The organism is Halomonas sp. 3A7M (genome assembly GCF_014897875.1).
In the GTDB taxonomy this organism is placed as follows: Bacteria; Pseudomonadota; Gammaproteobacteria; order Pseudomonadales; family Halomonadaceae; genus Vreelandella.
Genome location: NZ_JABUZD010000066.1, coordinates 1 through 15,964, shown reverse-complemented (window position 1 = coordinate 15,964; position 15,964 = coordinate 1). Strand labels below are relative to the sequence as shown.

At 52.0% G+C, this 15,964-nt stretch carries 17 protein-coding genes; 6 read left to right on the top strand and 11 right to left on the bottom strand.

Translation table 11 applies throughout. The features are described 5' to 3' along the window. The first annotated feature begins 8 nt into the window (after positions 1 to 8). Complete coding sequence (gene pcsA / locus INT19_RS05535; protein WP_370687206.1) at positions 9 to 689, top strand: phosphatidylcholine synthase; 681 nt, start codon at positions 9 to 11, stop codon at positions 687 to 689. Here pcsA and INT19_RS05530 read toward each other — a convergent pair. After that, positions 686 to 2,083, bottom strand: a complete 1,398-nt coding sequence (locus tag INT19_RS05530; RefSeq protein ID WP_193060043.1) for an aminotransferase-like domain-containing protein — start codon at positions 2,081 to 2,083, stop codon at positions 686 to 688. The genes pcsA and INT19_RS05530 overlap by 4 nt on opposite strands. A 212-nt stretch (positions 2,084 to 2,295) precedes the next feature. Between INT19_RS05530 and INT19_RS05525 the strand changes: the two genes are divergently transcribed. Continuing rightward, entirely contained in the window at positions 2,296 to 2,496 is a 201-nt protein-coding gene (locus INT19_RS05525; RefSeq protein ID WP_038478640.1) for a DUF1127 domain-containing protein, read from the top strand. Continuing rightward, a complete protein-coding gene (locus INT19_RS05520; RefSeq protein WP_193060042.1) occupies positions 2,483 to 3,355 on the top strand; it encodes a PhzF family phenazine biosynthesis protein in 873 nt (290 codons plus the stop codon). Before INT19_RS05525 ends, INT19_RS05520 begins: the two co-directional genes overlap by 14 nt. Before the next feature lie 65 nt (positions 3,356 to 3,420). Here INT19_RS05520 and INT19_RS05515 read toward each other — a convergent pair whose 3' ends face one another. Further along, the gene (locus tag INT19_RS05515; RefSeq protein ID WP_193060041.1) at positions 3,421 to 4,080 is read right to left on the bottom strand and encodes a glutathione S-transferase family protein; all 660 of its coding nucleotides are present in this window, start codon (positions 4,078 to 4,080) and stop codon (positions 3,421 to 3,423) included. Positions 4,081 to 4,205: 125 nt separating this feature from the next. On the opposite strand from INT19_RS05515, the gene INT19_RS05510 reads away from it, so the two are divergent. Next, complete coding sequence (locus tag INT19_RS05510; RefSeq protein WP_193060040.1) at positions 4,206 to 4,757, top strand: TetR/AcrR family transcriptional regulator; 552 nt, start codon at positions 4,206 to 4,208, stop codon at positions 4,755 to 4,757. A 12-nt stretch (positions 4,758 to 4,769) separates the two neighbouring features. Here the strand turns inward: INT19_RS05510 and INT19_RS05505 are convergent, their stop codons facing one another. Then, positions 4,770 to 5,717, bottom strand: coding sequence for a hypothetical protein (locus INT19_RS05505; RefSeq protein ID WP_193060039.1), 948 nt, complete (start codon positions 5,715 to 5,717; stop codon positions 4,770 to 4,772). A 126-nt stretch (positions 5,718 to 5,843) separates the two neighbouring features. Here INT19_RS05505 and INT19_RS05500 point away from each other — a divergent pair, with 126 nt between their 5' ends. Further along, entirely contained in the window at positions 5,844 to 6,302 is a 459-nt protein-coding gene (locus INT19_RS05500) for an Lrp/AsnC family transcriptional regulator (protein ID WP_193060038.1), read from the top strand. A 7-nt stretch (positions 6,303 to 6,309) separates the two neighbouring features. Here INT19_RS05500 and INT19_RS05495 read toward each other — a convergent pair whose 3' ends face one another. From INT19_RS05495 to INT19_RS05485, 3 genes are all read right to left on the bottom strand, one after another. Continuing rightward, entirely contained in the window at positions 6,310 to 6,930 is a 621-nt protein-coding gene (locus tag INT19_RS05495) for a TetR family transcriptional regulator C-terminal domain-containing protein (RefSeq protein WP_193060037.1), read from the bottom strand. A gap of 95 nt (positions 6,931 to 7,025) precedes the next feature. Continuing rightward, on the bottom strand, positions 7,026 to 8,522 hold the full coding sequence (locus tag INT19_RS05490; protein WP_095603679.1) for a CoA-acylating methylmalonate-semialdehyde dehydrogenase: 1,497 nt from the start codon (positions 8,520 to 8,522) through the stop codon (positions 7,026 to 7,028). Between the two features lie 43 nt (positions 8,523 to 8,565). Then, positions 8,566 to 9,933, bottom strand: coding sequence for an aspartate aminotransferase family protein (locus INT19_RS05485; RefSeq protein ID WP_319022183.1), 1,368 nt, complete (start codon positions 9,931 to 9,933; stop codon positions 8,566 to 8,568). 197 nt (positions 9,934 to 10,130) lie between these two features. Between INT19_RS05485 and INT19_RS05480 the strand changes: the two genes are divergently transcribed. Continuing rightward, positions 10,131 to 11,396, top strand: coding sequence for a Zn-dependent hydrolase (locus INT19_RS05480; protein ID WP_193060036.1), 1,266 nt, complete (start codon positions 10,131 to 10,133; stop codon positions 11,394 to 11,396). A gap of 47 nt (positions 11,397 to 11,443) precedes the next feature. On the opposite strand, the gene INT19_RS05475 is transcribed toward INT19_RS05480, so the two are convergent. The 5 genes from INT19_RS05475 to INT19_RS05455 all read right to left on the bottom strand — a co-directional run. After that, positions 11,444 to 11,746, bottom strand: coding sequence for an antibiotic biosynthesis monooxygenase family protein (locus tag INT19_RS05475; protein ID WP_083007283.1), 303 nt, complete (start codon positions 11,744 to 11,746; stop codon positions 11,444 to 11,446). 191 nt (positions 11,747 to 11,937) lie between these two features. After that, positions 11,938 to 12,513 carry an NUDIX domain-containing protein gene (locus INT19_RS05470; protein WP_089040608.1) on the bottom strand — a complete coding sequence of 192 codons (576 nt, stop codon included), beginning with the start codon at positions 12,511 to 12,513 and terminating at the stop codon, positions 11,938 to 11,940. Positions 12,514 to 12,530: 17 nt separating this feature from the next. After that, on the bottom strand, positions 12,531 to 13,169 hold the full coding sequence (locus INT19_RS05465) for an HAD-IA family hydrolase (protein WP_193060035.1): 639 nt from the start codon (positions 13,167 to 13,169) through the stop codon (positions 12,531 to 12,533). Positions 13,170 to 13,421: 252 nt separating this feature from the next. Further along, positions 13,422 to 14,693, bottom strand: a complete 1,272-nt coding sequence (gabT, locus tag INT19_RS05460; protein WP_193060034.1) for a 4-aminobutyrate--2-oxoglutarate transaminase — start codon at positions 14,691 to 14,693, stop codon at positions 13,422 to 13,424. Positions 14,694 to 14,704: 11 nt separating this feature from the next. Further along, a partial coding sequence (locus tag INT19_RS05455; RefSeq protein WP_226924489.1) for an NAD-dependent succinate-semialdehyde dehydrogenase occupies positions 14,705 to 15,964 on the bottom strand: 1,260 nt, incomplete at its 5' end.

Sequence of the window (15,964 nt, the reverse complement as noted above, 5' to 3'; positions counted from 1 at the left end):
GCGCTTCGATATGGAAAGCTTGGAGCGTGCATATATTCACGGCCAGCGGCGTACTGCTCGGCACAATGGCGCTGCTCTCGCTGATCGACAACAATCCAGTCGCCTGCTTACTATGGCTTGGCGCGGCGATGATGGTCGATGGTTTCGATGGCACTCTGGCGCGTAAGTATGAAGTAAAAACCATCCTGCCCCACTTCGATGGCTCGACGCTTGATATGGTCATCGATTATCTAACCTGGGCATTTATTCCCGCTCTGTTCATTTACTTCTTTATAGAGTTACCGCCCAATTTCGAATTGCTGTCAGTGTTTATCATTCTGCTGTCATCGATGTTCTGTTTCTGCAACACTAATATGAAAAGCCAGGATAATTACTTTGTTGGCTTTCCTGCTGCCTGGAACATTGCTGCGGCCTATTTTTATATTCTCGATTTACCGCCCTTCATCACCTTTGCATCTATCGTTTTTCTCGCCATTCTTACCGTGACCAAGATGAAGTTCCTGCATCCGTTTCGTGTTCGTCAGTTCATGCCACTCAATATCGCCGTCACGCTATTATGGTGCGCCTGTACAACGTCACTGGTGCTCTCAAGCCCCGAACATGCCGCTTGGGCACTATGGGGGTGGGGCATTGCATCCGTTTACTTCATTGGTATGTGCGTATGGCGTACCGTTCAAGAAGCGTTTTAACTTAGCGATACCTCATACCGCTGTGCCTCCTCCACCATCTCGGTGGCAAGCTCTCCCACGGTGCGCACGGCATCTTCAATGGCCGGTGTTAGCGTAAATGCGTAGTTAAGTCGCAAACACTGGCGAAACTTGCCCGAGGCTGAAAATAGCGAGCCAGGAGCCACATGGATGGCGCGCTTGGCTAAGCGTTCATTAAGACGTACGCAGTCCACGGCGGCAGGTAACTCCACCCATAGCAAAAAACTGCCTTGCGGATAACTGATGCCCGCGCCTTCTGGAAAATAGCGCTGCACCCAGTTGATCATGATGTCCCGTTGGCGCTGATATTGGCGGGTAACATAGCGAAGGTGACGCTCGTAGTGGCCTTTGGCGACAAACTCCGCCACCGCCAACTGCGGCAATGTGGCCGAGGCACCGGTAGAGACATACTTCATATGCAGCGCCTTATCTCGATAACACCCCGGCGCCAGCCAACCCACTCGTAACCCTGGCCCCACCGTTTTCGAAAAGCCACTGCATAACAGCACCCGCCCATCGTCATCGAAAGACTTCACCGTCAACGGCCTTGGGTGGGTATAGGAGAGATCACCGTAGATATCGTCTTCAATGATGGCCACGTCGAAGCGTTGGGCGAGTTGAAACAGCGCCTGTTTGCGCGCCTCGCTCATGGTGTAGCCCAGCGGATTGTTATACGTCGGAGTGACCTGGATGGCACGGATCGGCCACTGCTCCAGCGCCATTTCCAACGCTTTCAGGCCATTGGCTTTTAGGATCTGCATGGTGCCGTAAAAGCTAGGCGAGTCCACGGCCACCACGTCGCCAGGCTGAGTAAGGGTGCGCAGCGCTATCGACAATGCTTCCTGGCAGCCGGTGGTGATCATGATGTCATCCGGGTGCAGCAAACAGCCGGAGGCAATGGCCAGCCGCGCTACCTGCTGACGCAGCTCGGGGCTACCACTCAGTTTGTCGTAGTTAAAGCCATTCAGATCGTTCTTACGGTGCAGCCCCGCCAGTGTTTTCGACAGCGGCTTAAGCGTTTCATAAGCCAGGTTCGGCACACCGCGCCCAAGCAGCAGCCGACTATCGTCACGCTCGGTAGCGACCAGCTCTAATACTTGATCCCATTGGGAGACATCCAGCGGGCACTGCGCAGGACGAGAGACAGAAGGCAGCACCGCAGGCACTCTGCTTGGAAGTACAAAGTAGCCCGATTTCGGCCGTGATTCGATCAGCGACACATCCATCAGTTGCCGATAGGCTTCCTGAGCCGTCGAGATACTGACATCAAGCTCCTGACATACCGCTCGAATAGAAGGCAGGCGATCCCCCACGCGGTAAATACCGTGCTCAATTCGCTCCCGCAAAATACAAGCGACCTCTTCGTAGCGCGTCATGACTCCAGCCCTCTATTTTTGAAATGCTTTTAAAATCGCTCTTCAAAACGTTCTTGAAGACGTTTTAAAAACAATACAGATACCCTGCCCAGCAATCATACAGAGGTATAACATATACCATCTGTATCTTTAAAATAGAAAAGCCTATATCTGTATTGACCTAGCATGGCTGCGTAATCTGGTGGAGCACATCGTCATCAAGGAGAACTGCCATGCTACGCTTCAGCCTCACTCAGTTTCGCTGTCAGTTACGTCACTATCATCAACGCCGCCGTAGCCGCCGTCAGCTACTAACCCTTGATGACCGACTGCTGGAAGATATTGGAATCACTCGCACCCAGGCGCAAAAAGAGGGTTGTAAACCGTTTTGGCAGCACTCGTCATGCAAAAGAGGTCCCTATGAAAACTGCTGAGTATTACCTGTTGGATGTGTTTACCGATAAGCCTTTTTCGGGCAATCAGTTGGCAGTTTTTTTAGATGCCGATGAGCTTGAAACCAGCACTATGCAGGCAATTGCCAATGAACTTAACTTGGCAGAGACGGTATTTTTAGGCGCGCCGACTACGGCTAATCACTACCCTATGCGGATATTCACACCCACGGCTGAGCTGCCGTTTGCTGGCCACCCCACGGTAGGTACCGCGCATCTACTAGCGGAGTTAAACCTCGTCAACCGCGAGCAAGGCATTGTGCTACAGCCACCTGTCGGTGCATTAGCGGTTAATTATGAACGAGAGGGAGCAACCTTCAAAACCGCCCAGCCCGTCATGGTAACGGGCAGCACGATTGATCGTCTCACTGCCGTTGAGCTACTGGGGCTAGACATCCACCAAGTCATTGGCGATCCCATCATTGCTTCTTTCGGGCTGCCCTTTCATCTTATTGAACTAGCTGACCTAGCAGCCCTTGAGCAGATTCAAATCGCCGGTGCAGTATGGGCGGATGCCGTTGCGCGCAGCGGCACTGAGCAGATATACCTTTATGTGATGGAGCAACACGATAACGAAGAGACGATTATACGGAGCCGTATGTTCTGCATGCACGCCAGTATTTGTGAAGATCCCGCCACTGGCAGCGCTGCAGCAGCCTTAACCGGCTATTTAGCGTCACTCAAACCAGAGCCCCTACACTGCAAGATTCACCAGGGTGTTGAAATGGGGCGGCCCAGCGTTATCCACACCGCCGCCAATGGCAATATAGAGCAAGGGTTTGTAACAGTAGCTGGGCAAGCGATCATCGCTGGTGAAGGTAAGCTTTACTTGGACTATTGATTTCGCGACATATCAAACCAATCGCTATAAGTGCGGGAAAGCCACAGTGGCTCGCCCGCCTTTGTTTATGCCACAACAAATACATTGCGCGCGCTGGGCCGATCCTGAATCCGCTTTAAGTAGGCGGATAAATGCGGCGTTTTTTGTAACAAAGGTACAGCAGGCGGCAACTTACTTAAATAATCCAACATCGGCGCGGCCAATGCATCTGCAACACTAAAGGATTCAGTCACTAAATAAGGCTGCTTGGTTAGCTGAAGCTCTAACAGTGATAACATTCGAGCAACCTCCGGCTCAGCTGCTCGGATATAATCTTTCCGTACTGTCCCATTCTCCCCTTTTGGGAAATAGAACTCTAACAAATATCTCCGCACAATTGCTTCATCCACATAGATTGATAGCCAAGCAGAAAATTGATCCACTAAGGCTCGCTCCCAAGCGGCTTCAGGCTGCAATTGATAGCCTTCGAAGGCCTCATCTAAATAGCGACAAATGCTAGCCGTTTCACAAAGCTGATGCTCCCCATGAAGTAATATAGGCACTTTTCCAAAAGGGTTTATGCGTAAATGCTCTGAGCTGTGTAAGTCGATAGCATTGCCGTTTATTGACATACCAAGCGTATAAGGAATTGATTTCTCTTCGCAGCACAACTGCACACTTCGCACAAAGGTACTAAATTGTGGCCCCAGGATATGTACACCTTTCTCTTGCGATAAAGTGCTCATTATTACGCTCCTCTCGTTTTATATAGGTAGTAGTGAAGAGTAACGACAGGCACAATATGTTCAACAACATATTTTGGATAAAGCAAAAATGAGCTAATCAATGCCAATACAAGGAGGGGTTAATAATGCCGTGGGATGAATCGCACAAAATGCACTCGCATGAAAAAATATTGCACGCTGCTGCTCGTCTTTTCACTCACCATGGATTCAACGGCGTGAGCATAGATACTGTTATGCAAGAAGCAGGTATGACACGCGGCGCGTTCTACGCTCACTTTGAATCAAAAAGTGATTTATACACTCAGGCGCTCAAGCATGCTGCAACTCAAGCAGCCCAGCGGTTAGCACTAGAGCATTTACCTGAACAAGGCATAGAGCGATATCTAAGTGAAGAGCACATTTTCGGCCAGCAAGTCCCTTGCCCATTGGCATGCCTGATTAGCGATGTCGCTCAACAAGACCTCCCTATTCGGTCAACCTACACCTTACTCTTCAAAGGGTTTGTCGACAGGGTGAGTCAAATGACGCCAGCAGACCAACTAACTCGACGCCAAATTATTCAACAAGTGGTCGCCATGGTGGGGGGACTTGCTATCGCTCGCACGCTGAACGATGAGTCACTGTCCAAAGAGATACTGGAGGCTTGCCGAGAATTGGCCAGCTCAAAGCATCTCTAAAAGCGTACCGGCCTATTGCTGATTCCCCGTAGCTTTGGGCCAACGGGCAATCACCGCGGTGACAATAACGGCAAACAACAGCCGTGCCCATAAAATGCCCGTTATATCGGCTCCAAGCATTAAGATCAGCAGTGTATCTTCTATAACGCTATGGCAGAGGCCGAGAAAACACAGCGCTAGCGTGCTGTCGCGCTTGCTAAGCACCCCGTTTTGCACGTCACGAATCAGCAGCCCTGCGCCATAGCTTAACCCCAGCGTGAAACCAATGACCGTCACATTCGCTGCCGAACGGCCAATGCCTAATAGCTTGAGCAACGGTAGCAAGCCAAGATGAATCCAACGCTCTAGACCCAGCCTTTTTAAAAGTTTTAAGAGCACAATCAGCGCTAAAATAATCACAAAAATAAGCGCTAACGTTTCCAACTGTGCCAACGCCCAACTGCTGAGCGTTGGTGCTGATGAAAAACTTGGCTGCCATACCAATTCAACGGGTGCTTGCAACAAACCAAAATACGAATAGAAGCAGTGTAACAGCCAAGCAAGCAATAAAGCCCCGCCCACACGCAGAACCAGCGTGCCCCACCAAGGTACGCCAGCGCGCTTGGCTACCGCTCCCTCAACGGGAAGCGAATGCCCTACCAGCATCAACGCACCCAGTACCGTTACCTGCTCAACACTCAAAGGCGTTTCACCGACGACTTGGAAAAACACCGCAATGGCGGTGTACAAATTGGTGAAGAGCGCCGCCGCCCACACAACACCCATTTGTTCAGGCAAACCGAGTGTGCTCATTAAAGGAGCTAATGCCGCCCCCAGCCACTCGATCATACCGAGTAGCTCTAACCCTTTGACGATGAGCAAAGCAGGTATCAGGATTTTGAGTAATGTCACATACACGCGCAGCGCGTCTTGCAGTACACGACCTACTACCGCCAATAAATAGTGAATTGTGATCCGCATCAAGCCCTTCATTGCCATCGTTTTAACAAACGTTATGATAATGGAGATGACGCAGAATCTTCTTTCCAATACGGTGCCTACAATCACTATTCGTTCTTTATAAACATAGGAAGAGAATTTTATTTCATGGATGCTATTGATCGAAGAATTCTTGACCAGCTTCAACGCGATTCCAGCCTGACCAATCAAGCATTAGCGGATAAAATAGGGCTTTCCCCCTCTGCCTGTTTAAAGCGGGTTAATCGATTACGCGATGCGGGAGTCATTGAGCGTGAAGTGGCGCTACTCAACCCTGATGCCTTAGGCCAGCGCCTACACATGGTGGTGGAAGTCACCATGGAGCGGGATAACAAGTTACTCTACCAGCAGTTCTTAACATCAGCGGTCAACGCCCCTGAAGTGAAGCAGTGCTATCAAGTAACGGGTGAGTGTGATTTTGTGTTGATCGTGGCAGTCGCTGATTTAGATGAGTACGACCGCTTCTGCGACAGCGTGCTCTATGCCCACGACAACCTGCGCAAGTTCCGCACGTTACTATCGCGAAAACGGCATAAGTTCGATACGTCTGTGCAGCTCAGTCGTTGAGTACTGCTCACGCCGTCAACCCAATCCCCCGCAAGATCACCGAGGTTACCGACTGTACGGCTTTTTCAAACTGCAGGTCGTCTAAGGGTTTATTGTCGTTAAGCAGGTAGATTTGGTAGTCGAAGTCGGCGTAGTGCTGGGTCGATGCCCAAATCATATAAAGGAGGTAGGACGGTTCAACGGGGTTAATTTGGCCGGACTCGACCCACTCGCGAATTTTTGACTCTTTCAATTTAGCCCATTCGTATAAGTTATCGCGCAGGCGCTCTTTCAGAATGGGTGCGCCCTGCATTACTTCCGCCGCCCATATTTTCGAGCCGTGAGCGCGGTAGCGAGAATGATTCATTTTGGCGCGGATATAGCTAGAAAGCACTACTCGTGGGTCGTCGTAGAGTTCGAAGCACAGCGCGTCCTGTTTCCAGATTTCCAGCAGCGCTAGCAGCACTTCCTGGTAGAGCGCCTTTTTAGTGGAAAAATAGTAGTGCACGTTGGATTTGGGCAGATCGGCCAACTGGGCAATTTCCCCCATCGATGCTCCGGCATAGCCTTTTTCAGCAAACAATTGCTCCGCCGCCTGAAGAATCTTTTTTACGTTGGTTTGCCGAATTTCGTCCTGTGTTCTCGCCACGCTGCTCGTCCCTTTACGACTAAGATACGCACACCAAAAAAGTGCACCACCGCTGAGCAGTGGTGCAGAGAAGATGGCGTAGTTAGCTTACGGCGTCAACGTTGGTTAGTGGGAAACGAAAACTCGGCACGTGTGGCTTCGCTCACCGAAGGCCAGCGCTGGGAAACCGCTTTTCGGCGGGTATAGAAGCGTACAGAGTCAGGGCCGTAGGCGTGAAGGTCGCCAAACAACGAGCGTTTCCAGCCGCCAAAGCTATGGTAGGCCACCGGTACGGGAAGCGGTACGTTAACACCCACCATGCCCACTTCGATGCCATCGGTAAAGCGTCGAGCAGCCTCGCCATCGCGAGTAAACAGGCAGGTGCCATTGCCGTATTCATGGTCGTTAATCAATTGCATAGCATCATCTAAGCTGCCGACCCGCACCACGCACAGCACTGGCCCGAAAATCTCTTCCTGGTAAATGCGCATCTCGGTAGTAACGTTATCGAACAGGCAACCACCAACGAAATAGCCATCTTCATGACCCGCGATTTTCAGCTCACGGCCATCGGCCACTAGTGACGCACCTGCCTTTATGCCGTCTTCGATATAGCCCAACACCTTGTCACGGTGCTCTGCCGTCACCAGCGGGCCCATATCCAAGCCTTTATCGGTACCAGGGCCAACCTTGAGCTCAGCAATTTTAGGCAGCAGCGTTTCAACTAACCGATCTGCCGTCTCGTCACCCACGCACACCGCCACCGAAATCGCCATGCAACGCTCACCACAGCTTCCGTAAGCCGCTCCCATCAGGGTGTTGGCGGCGTTTTCCAAATCGGCGTCTGGAAGTACCACGGCATGATTCTTCGCCCCACCCAGAGCCTGAACGCGTTTGCCAGCGGCCGAACCACGAGAATAGATAGCTTCCGCTACCGGCGTTGAGCCAACAAATGAGATGGCTTTAACGGCCTTAGCATCTAGCAGCGTTTCCACCGCTTCGCGACTACCGTGCACCACATTCATCACGCCTTTTGGCAACCCAGCTTCTTGCAACAGCTCGGCTACCGCCATCGCCGCCGAAGGGTCTTTTTCCGAAGGCTTGAGAATAAAGGTGTTGCCGCAAGCAATCGCCATCGGATACATCCACAGCGGCACCATGGCAGGGAAGTTAAACGGAGTAATGCCGGCCACTACGCCCAATGGCTGGAAATTGGACCACGCATCAATGCCCGGCCCAACGTTATGGGAATACTCACCTTTTAATAGCTCAGGCACACCGCAGGCATACTCGACATTTTCGATGCCGCGCTTCAGTTCGCCCATCGCATCTTCAGGGGTTTTACCGTGCTCTTCACTGACCAATTGCACCAAGCGGTCAGCGTGCTCCTCTAGCAGTTGCTTGAAGCGGTACATCACTTGGGCGCGCTTAGCAGGTGGCGTATCTCGCCAAGCGGGAAACGCAGCTTGGGCGGCGGCAATAGCCCGCTCTACGTCGGCAGCGCTGGCGTCCGCTACTTGGCGAATCACTTTACCCGTTGAAGGGTTGGTCACGTCCAGCGTGCGCTGGCTGTCGATTAATTCACCGTTAATTAGATGGGAAACAACGCTCATATTTAAACTCTCTTTTTAACGCTCTGAAGTTTAGATCAGTCGGTTATGCTAACGAATCCAGGGTGGTGGCAACGGCATCAAACAGCCGCTCTAGCTCAGCCTCTGTAGAGCCAAACGGAGGGCCGAACTGCAGTGTGTCGCCGCCATAGCGCACGTAAAACCCAGCTTCCCACAAGGCTAAATGGGCATCCCTAGGGCGAATGGTGGGGTCGCCATCTCGGGGCGCCAATTGAAGTGCGCCCGCTAAGCCATAGTTACGAATATCAACAATGTGATTGCGGCCTTTTAGAGCGTGCAGCTTTTGTTCAAAAGCGGGCGCGATAGCACTTACCTGGGCAGGGAAGTTGTCACGCTCCATCATTTCAAGCGCCGCTAAGCCAGCGGCACAAGCGACAGGGTGGGCGCTATAGGTATAACCGTGGGAAAACTCAATGGCGTGTTGGGCACCGCCAGCGTGCATAAAAGTGTCGAAAATTTCGCTGGAAGCAATCACCGCGCCCATAGGAATAGCGCCGTTGGTGATCTGCTTGGCAACGTTCATGATATCCGGCGTAACGCCAAACGCTTCTGCGCCGGTAGTTGCGCCACTGCGACCAAAAGCAGTGATCACTTCATCGAATATCAGCAGAATATCGTGGGCGGTACAGATCTCGCGCAGCCGATCCAGATAGCCTTTGGGCGGCACAATCACCCCAGCAGAGCCAGACATCGGCTCAACGATCACAGCCGCAATGGTGGATGCATCGTGCAGGGCGATTTGATCAAGCAACGCATCAGCAAGCTCAGCGCCGGTTTCGGCTTGGCCACGAGTGAAGGCGTGACCTGCCTGCAGCGTGTGCGGCAGATGCGTCACATCCATCAATTGGCCATAGTGCTTACGGTTGCCACCGATGCCACCCAGGCTGGTGCCACCAATATTCACCCCGTGATAGCCCTTGGCACGGCCAATCATGCGTGTCTTCTCGGGCTTACCTTTTAGCCGCCAGTAGGCCTTGGCCATTTTGACAGAGGTATCAGCGGCTTCTGAACCAGAGTTAGTAAAAAACACATGATCCAGCCCAACAGGTGTAAGGCTGGCCACTTTTTCCGCCAGCTTAAACGCCAGCGGATGACCAATTTGAAAACCTGGCGCAAAGTCGAGAGTACCCAGCTGCTGCGCCACCGCTTTTTGGATCTCTTCACGATTGTGACCCGCGCCGCAGGTCCATAAGCCAGAGAGTGAATCAAACAGCTTACGGCCCTGGTCATCGATGTAATAGCGCCCTTTCGCGCCAGTAATCATGCGCGGGTTGGCACGGAAATCACGGTTAGCGCTAAACGGCATCCAATAGTGCTGATTAAGCGCGCCGGGAGAAGCGTTTTGTTCGTCAATAAACGCCTGAGGGGTAGTGTTGTTTTGTAGGTCAAACATGGTGTCCAGCTCCATCGCTATGAGACATAGCCTCAGCATGCGCCACTGAACATGTTTATAAAATTACGCTTTTCTTGTGTTCACGTTAGAAAATTTATACGTAATAAGCAGGCGTTTATCTCTACGCTGGCTGGTAACTAATGAATAAAAACGGTCAGCCGCCAGCTTTATATGTGCTAACTCATAAAGGAATGCTCATGAACTCGCTTGTAGAACCGAATACCGTGCTAGCCACCTTACGCACCGACAGCGACCGTCTTTGGCAATCGCTGATGGACATGGCGAAGCTGGGCGCGACTGCTAAGGGCGGCGTTAACCGACAGGCGCTGACGGATCTTGATCGACAGGGACGCGACCTATTTATCCAGTGGTGTCGTGCAGAAGGTTGCACCATCCGCATTGATAATATCGGTAATATTTTTGCCCGCCGGGAAGGCAGCGATCCAACAGCCAAAACCGTCATGGCGGGCAGCCACTTGGATAGCCAGCCCACTGGTGGGAAGTATGACGGCTGTTTTGGCGTACTTTCAGGCCTAGAAGTAATACGAACGCTTAATGAACACAACATCACTACAAAATCACCCATTGAAGTCGTTGCGTGGACTAACGAAGAGGGTTGTCGCTTCCCACCCTGCATGATGGGTTCTGGGGTATTTACTGGCGTGCTTGAATTTGACGCCATGATGGCACGCACCGACGCCGATGGCGTCACGGTGAGTGATGCACTGGATGCCATTCACTATCGTGGTAGCGATGAGGTCTCACCAAATGAGATTAAAGCTTACTTTGAACCACACATCGAACAGGGGCCGATTTTAGAAGATACCGACACCACCATCGGCGTGGTTATCGGTGGGCTTGGTCAAAAGTGGTTTGATTTAACCCTAACCGGGCTTGAAGCCCATGCGGGTCCCACGCCAATGAATCTACGTCGCGACGCCATGATGGGCGCAGCGGAAGTGACGCAAGCACTTAACCGAATTGCCTTTGATCATCAGCCCCACGGGCGCGGTACGGTTGGTTGTATGTCACTACATCCTGGCTCGCGCAACGTTATTCCCGGCCAAGTCAAAATGACCCTGGATATGCGCCACTGGGAGCCAGAAGCCCTGATCTCAATGAGTCAATCCTTAGCGACGGCCGTCGAAGAAATTTGCCAACGTCATGGGCTGGAATATGAATTAACGCCCACCGCAGATTTTGCCCCTGAGCACTTCAATAAAGCCTGTGTTGATGCAGTGCGCGAAGGGGCCGAGCAGCTCAACCTATCGCACATGGATATCATCAGCGGTGCTGGTCACGATGCCATGTTCGTCGGCCGTGTAGCCCCCGCAGCAATGATCTTTGTTCCCTGCAAGGACGGCATTAGCCACAACGAAATTGAAAGTGCCACTCCGGAGCATGTGCACGCTGGCTGTAACGTGCTGCTGCACGCAATGCTCAATGCCGCTGAGTTTTCCTAAATGGCTTTGCGCTACCGCACGGGGTTAAACGTGCGGTAGCCAACTCTTTATAGCACCACGTCATACCCTTCAAACTTAGGTGGGCCAAGGTAGATACCTTCCGGCGCCTTGGCGTTAGCATGAGCCTTGCGGAACGCTTCTGACTTGGTCCAGGCGCGGAAGGCTTCTTCCGATTCCCACACACTGTGGGAGATAAACACAGTGTGGTCTTCCTGGCTTTCGCCCTGCAGCATTTGGAATTGTTGAAAGCCCGGCACTTCATCCAAATGAGAATCGCGGTTACGCCATACCTCTAAAAAATCCTCTTCGCGGCCTGGGGCAATCCGAAAACGGTTCATGGCGATATACATGCACTCTCTCCTATTGAGTTTGTCTAACACGCTAGCGTAGCGGCCTGCCGCTTACGACGTCTATCCCTTGAGGGTAACGTCATGGTTTTATGACGAATAGGCGTTATGCCGAGCAAACCACAGGATACGGCATGGCTAAGGCACCCATCCAGGTCGTTTGGTTCAAACGCGAAAAAGCTGACAACCACCCACTACAAACCAGCTACTTTTGCATTTACGTATTGTGGATATTCGAATGCGGCTCTTAAAATCAAAAGGCATGAAGTAGTATGTGTAATACTTCCATTTAAAACGTATTCAACAGCAGTATTAAGAGAAACATTGAAAGGTTCAACCATATCATCGGCAGGAGGCCTAGCAGCTAGCTCATAGAGTTCTGTTGCAATGATAAGATGATCTCTTGTTCTAACTAGAGTTGTAAAAGGATCCGTTACACCGATAGATTTAAAGTGGCCTGCACCGATGCCAGCCTCCTCTGCAAGCTCCCGAGCAGCTGCTTGCTCAGGAGCCTCCCCCTCGTCTATCCCTCCACCAATGATTTCTATCATTTCAGCATCTTGAGCATATTTATACTCACGGGCAAGTAATACCGTACCATCAGAAAATAAAGGAAGAATTGCAACACCGTCTTTCATATCAACAGTACCAAATATCCCCCTATCACCCTCAGGCCGGATAACACTGTCTTCGGTAACTTCAATCCACGGATTTTTATAAATTGTTTTGCTTGAGGTAACAGTAAACTGTCCTTTCTTTATTCCACTCATGTCCCCTCCTTTGCCAATTAAGTTAACAGGCCACGCGCTGAGAAATCTTTCAAGAGCTGAGCATGGTTTTCAAAAACAATCCCATCAATACCACTATCCCTAGCACTTTTAACATTATCTTCACGATCATCGATGAAAACAACATCATCTCTATCGCAACCTAAAATCTCCAACATTTTTAAAAAAGCATCGGCATTAGGTTTGACAAGCTTATGCTCAAAAGATAAAAACTTCTTCTCAAATAAGTTATCAACATTCGGAAAGGACTGTATTTTCTCCCAATGTGTTTGATCGATGTTTGACATGCAAGCTTGGCGGAAACCACGCTGAGCTAATTTCTTAATTAACAATACTGTTTCGTTTTTTTCGCCGACCAATACTCTTTTTAGCAAGCTCTCTATCTCGTACTCGGGAACATCGCTACTTATTGCACTCTTTATTTCAGAAACATAAATCTCTTTTGTTATCAACCCTGCGACTGCTTTTTCAGTAAGGCTGTAACTTGAGGGAGACTCCTTAAATTCTTCTCGAATTAACGGGAGCAATTCTGATTTATCGATATTAAATTTCTCAGTGGCATCTTCCATCATGCCGCTAAAATCCAATTCAACGACAACGCCACCAAGATCCCAAACAATCCATTGAGGAACTTTCATTCATGCATCTCCTTAGTCGACACTAACTTACTTAAGAAAACTCATAGAGAATATATTGTAGACGTAAAATTCTAATATACATGAATTCAACCAAGACAGTACCGCTGGAAGTAAATGCTGTAGCTTCGCCGCCACTCGGAAACCTGGGCATCAATCCATTGTGAATAAGCGCGCTAGAAAAGCAAAACCCGCCATCGCCAACAGCTTTCACTGTTTGGCGATGACGGGTTTGATGATGCCTAGAAGGACGGCTTAACTAAGCGCTTCCAGAGACTCCTCGATAATGCTCAAGCCCTCTTCCAGCACGGCAGAAGAGACCGTCAGCGGCACCAGAATGCGGATGCTATTGCCGTAGAAACCACAGGAGAGCAGGATCAGGCCTTTCTCGCGGGCTTTGGCACACAGCGCTCCGGTCATCTGAGTATCTGGCTTGCCATCGCTGTTGAGCAGTTCAAAGGCAGCCATGGCGCCTAATTGGCGGCCGTGGGCAACGGCGGGGAAACGCTCTTCCCACACTGCAAAACGCTCGGCCAGCATTTTGCCCATCTGTTCGCTGCGCGCCAGGATATCTTCTTCTTCGATTACCTCGATGACCGCTAACGCCGCTGCGCAGGAGAGCGGGTTACCGCTGTAGGTGCCACCCAAGGAGTTGGGGCCAGAGGCGTCCATCACGCTGGCACTACCCACAACCGCCGATAGCGGCATGCCGTTCGCCAGGCTCTTGGCGGTGGTGAGGATGTCCGCTTCAATACCGCTATGTTCCAGCGCAAACAGCTTGCCGGTGCGGGCAAAGCCGGACTGCACTTCGTCGGCGATCAGCAGAATACCGTGCTCGTCGCACAGCGCGCGTAGCGCTTTCAGGTAATCCGGTGAGGCGATGTAGAAACCGCCTTCGCCCTGTACCGGCTCAATCACGATGGCCGCGGTGCGATGCGGGGCAATATCGGTTTTGAACAGCGTACGAATGGCGTCTAACGACGCTTCTTCGCTGATGCCGTGCAGCGGGTTGGGGAACGGCGCACGGAACACATCGCCCGGCATAGGGCCGAAGTCGTTCTTATAGGGCAGTACCTTGCCGGTCATGGCCAGCGTCATCATGGTACGGCCGTGGAAAGCACCGTCGAACGTGATAATGCCGGTACGGCCAGTCGCCGCGCGAGCGATCTTCACGGCGTTTTCCAGCGCTTCAGCACCGGTATTAACCAGCATTGCTTTACGCTCGGGGCCACGCACCGGCGTCAGTTCACAAAGTTTTTGGCACAGCTGTACGTAAGGGGCGTAGGAGATCACCGCCGCGCTGGTGTGCATGACTTTTTTAAGCTGCGCTTCTACTGCCGCGACAATTTTTGGATGGCGATGGCCCAGGTTTAATACGCCAATCCCTCCCGCAAAATCGATCCAACGGTTGCCGTCGGCATCCCATAACTCGGCGTTTTCAGCACGCTCGGCAAACTGGGTGGTAGGCGTGGCGGCACCGTTGGCCACATAGCGATTTTTCAGTTCGTTCAATTCTTGGTTATTCATCATCGTTTTCCTTATAGACCGCCAACGCAGACGTATTTCAGTTCAGTAAACTCATCTAACCCGTGGTGGGAGCCTTCACGCCCCAATCCGGACTCTTTCACGCCGCCAAACGGCGCCAGTTCGGTAGAAATCAGGCCTTCATTAACACCAACCATGCCGTATTCCAACTGCTCCATGGTGTGCCAGATACGGCGGTAACCCGTGGCGTAGAAGTAGGCCGCCAAGCCAAACGGGGTATCGTTGGCCATGGCGATCGCTTCTTCATCACGCTGGAAACGGAACACTGGCGCAACGGGCCCGAAGGTTTCTTCATCGGCCACCGCCATCTGGGTGGTTACGTCAGCAAGCACCGTGGGGGTAAAGAAGCGCTCGCCTGCGGCGTGGGGCTTACCGCCGCAGAGCAGTCGCGCGCCGTGATTGACCGCGTCGTCTACGTGACGCTGCACTTTTTCCACCGCCGCTTGGTTAATCAGCGGGCCGATGGTGCTGCCTTCCGTTAAACCATCGCCGACCTTCAGCGCGCTAACACGCTCGGTCAGCTTGCTGACAAACGCGTCGTAAACCCCGTCCTGTACTAGGAAGCGGTTGGTGCACACGCAAGTTTGCCCGGCATTACGGAATTTTGAGGCAATCGCCCCCTCTACGGCGGCATCCACATCAGCGTCATCAAAGACGATAAACGGCGCGTTGCCGCCCAGTTCCATAGCGGTTTTCTTCACCGTGCTCGCGCACTGAGCAAGCAGGTGCTTACCCACCGGCGTCGAGCCAGTAAACGAGACTTTACGCACCCGTGAGTCGGTGGTGAGCACTTCACCCACCGCTGCCGGTTTTGAGGCGGTAATCACGTTAATGGTGCCGGCTGGCAGGCCTGCTTCAAGCGCCAAGTAAGCCGTTGCCAACGCGGTTAACGGCGTCGCTTCGGCGGGCTTAATCACCACAGTGCAGCCTGCGGCCAAGGCCGGGGCGCACTTGCGGGTAATCATCGCCAGGGGGAAGTTCCACGGGGTAATCGCTGCTACCACGCCGACCGGCTCGCGCAGCACCATGAGGCGCTTGTCCGCGCCGTGACTAGGCAAGGTTTCCCCAGCCATACGCTTGGCTTCTTCAGCGAAAAACTCAATAAATGAGGCGCCGTAAGTCACTTCACCCTTGGCTTCTGCTAGCGGCTTGCCCTGCTCCAGGGTCATCAAGCGGGCTAAGTCATCGGCGTGTTCATTGATCAGCTCAAACCAGCGGCGCAGCAATGCCGAGCGCTGTTTCACTGGCGTTGC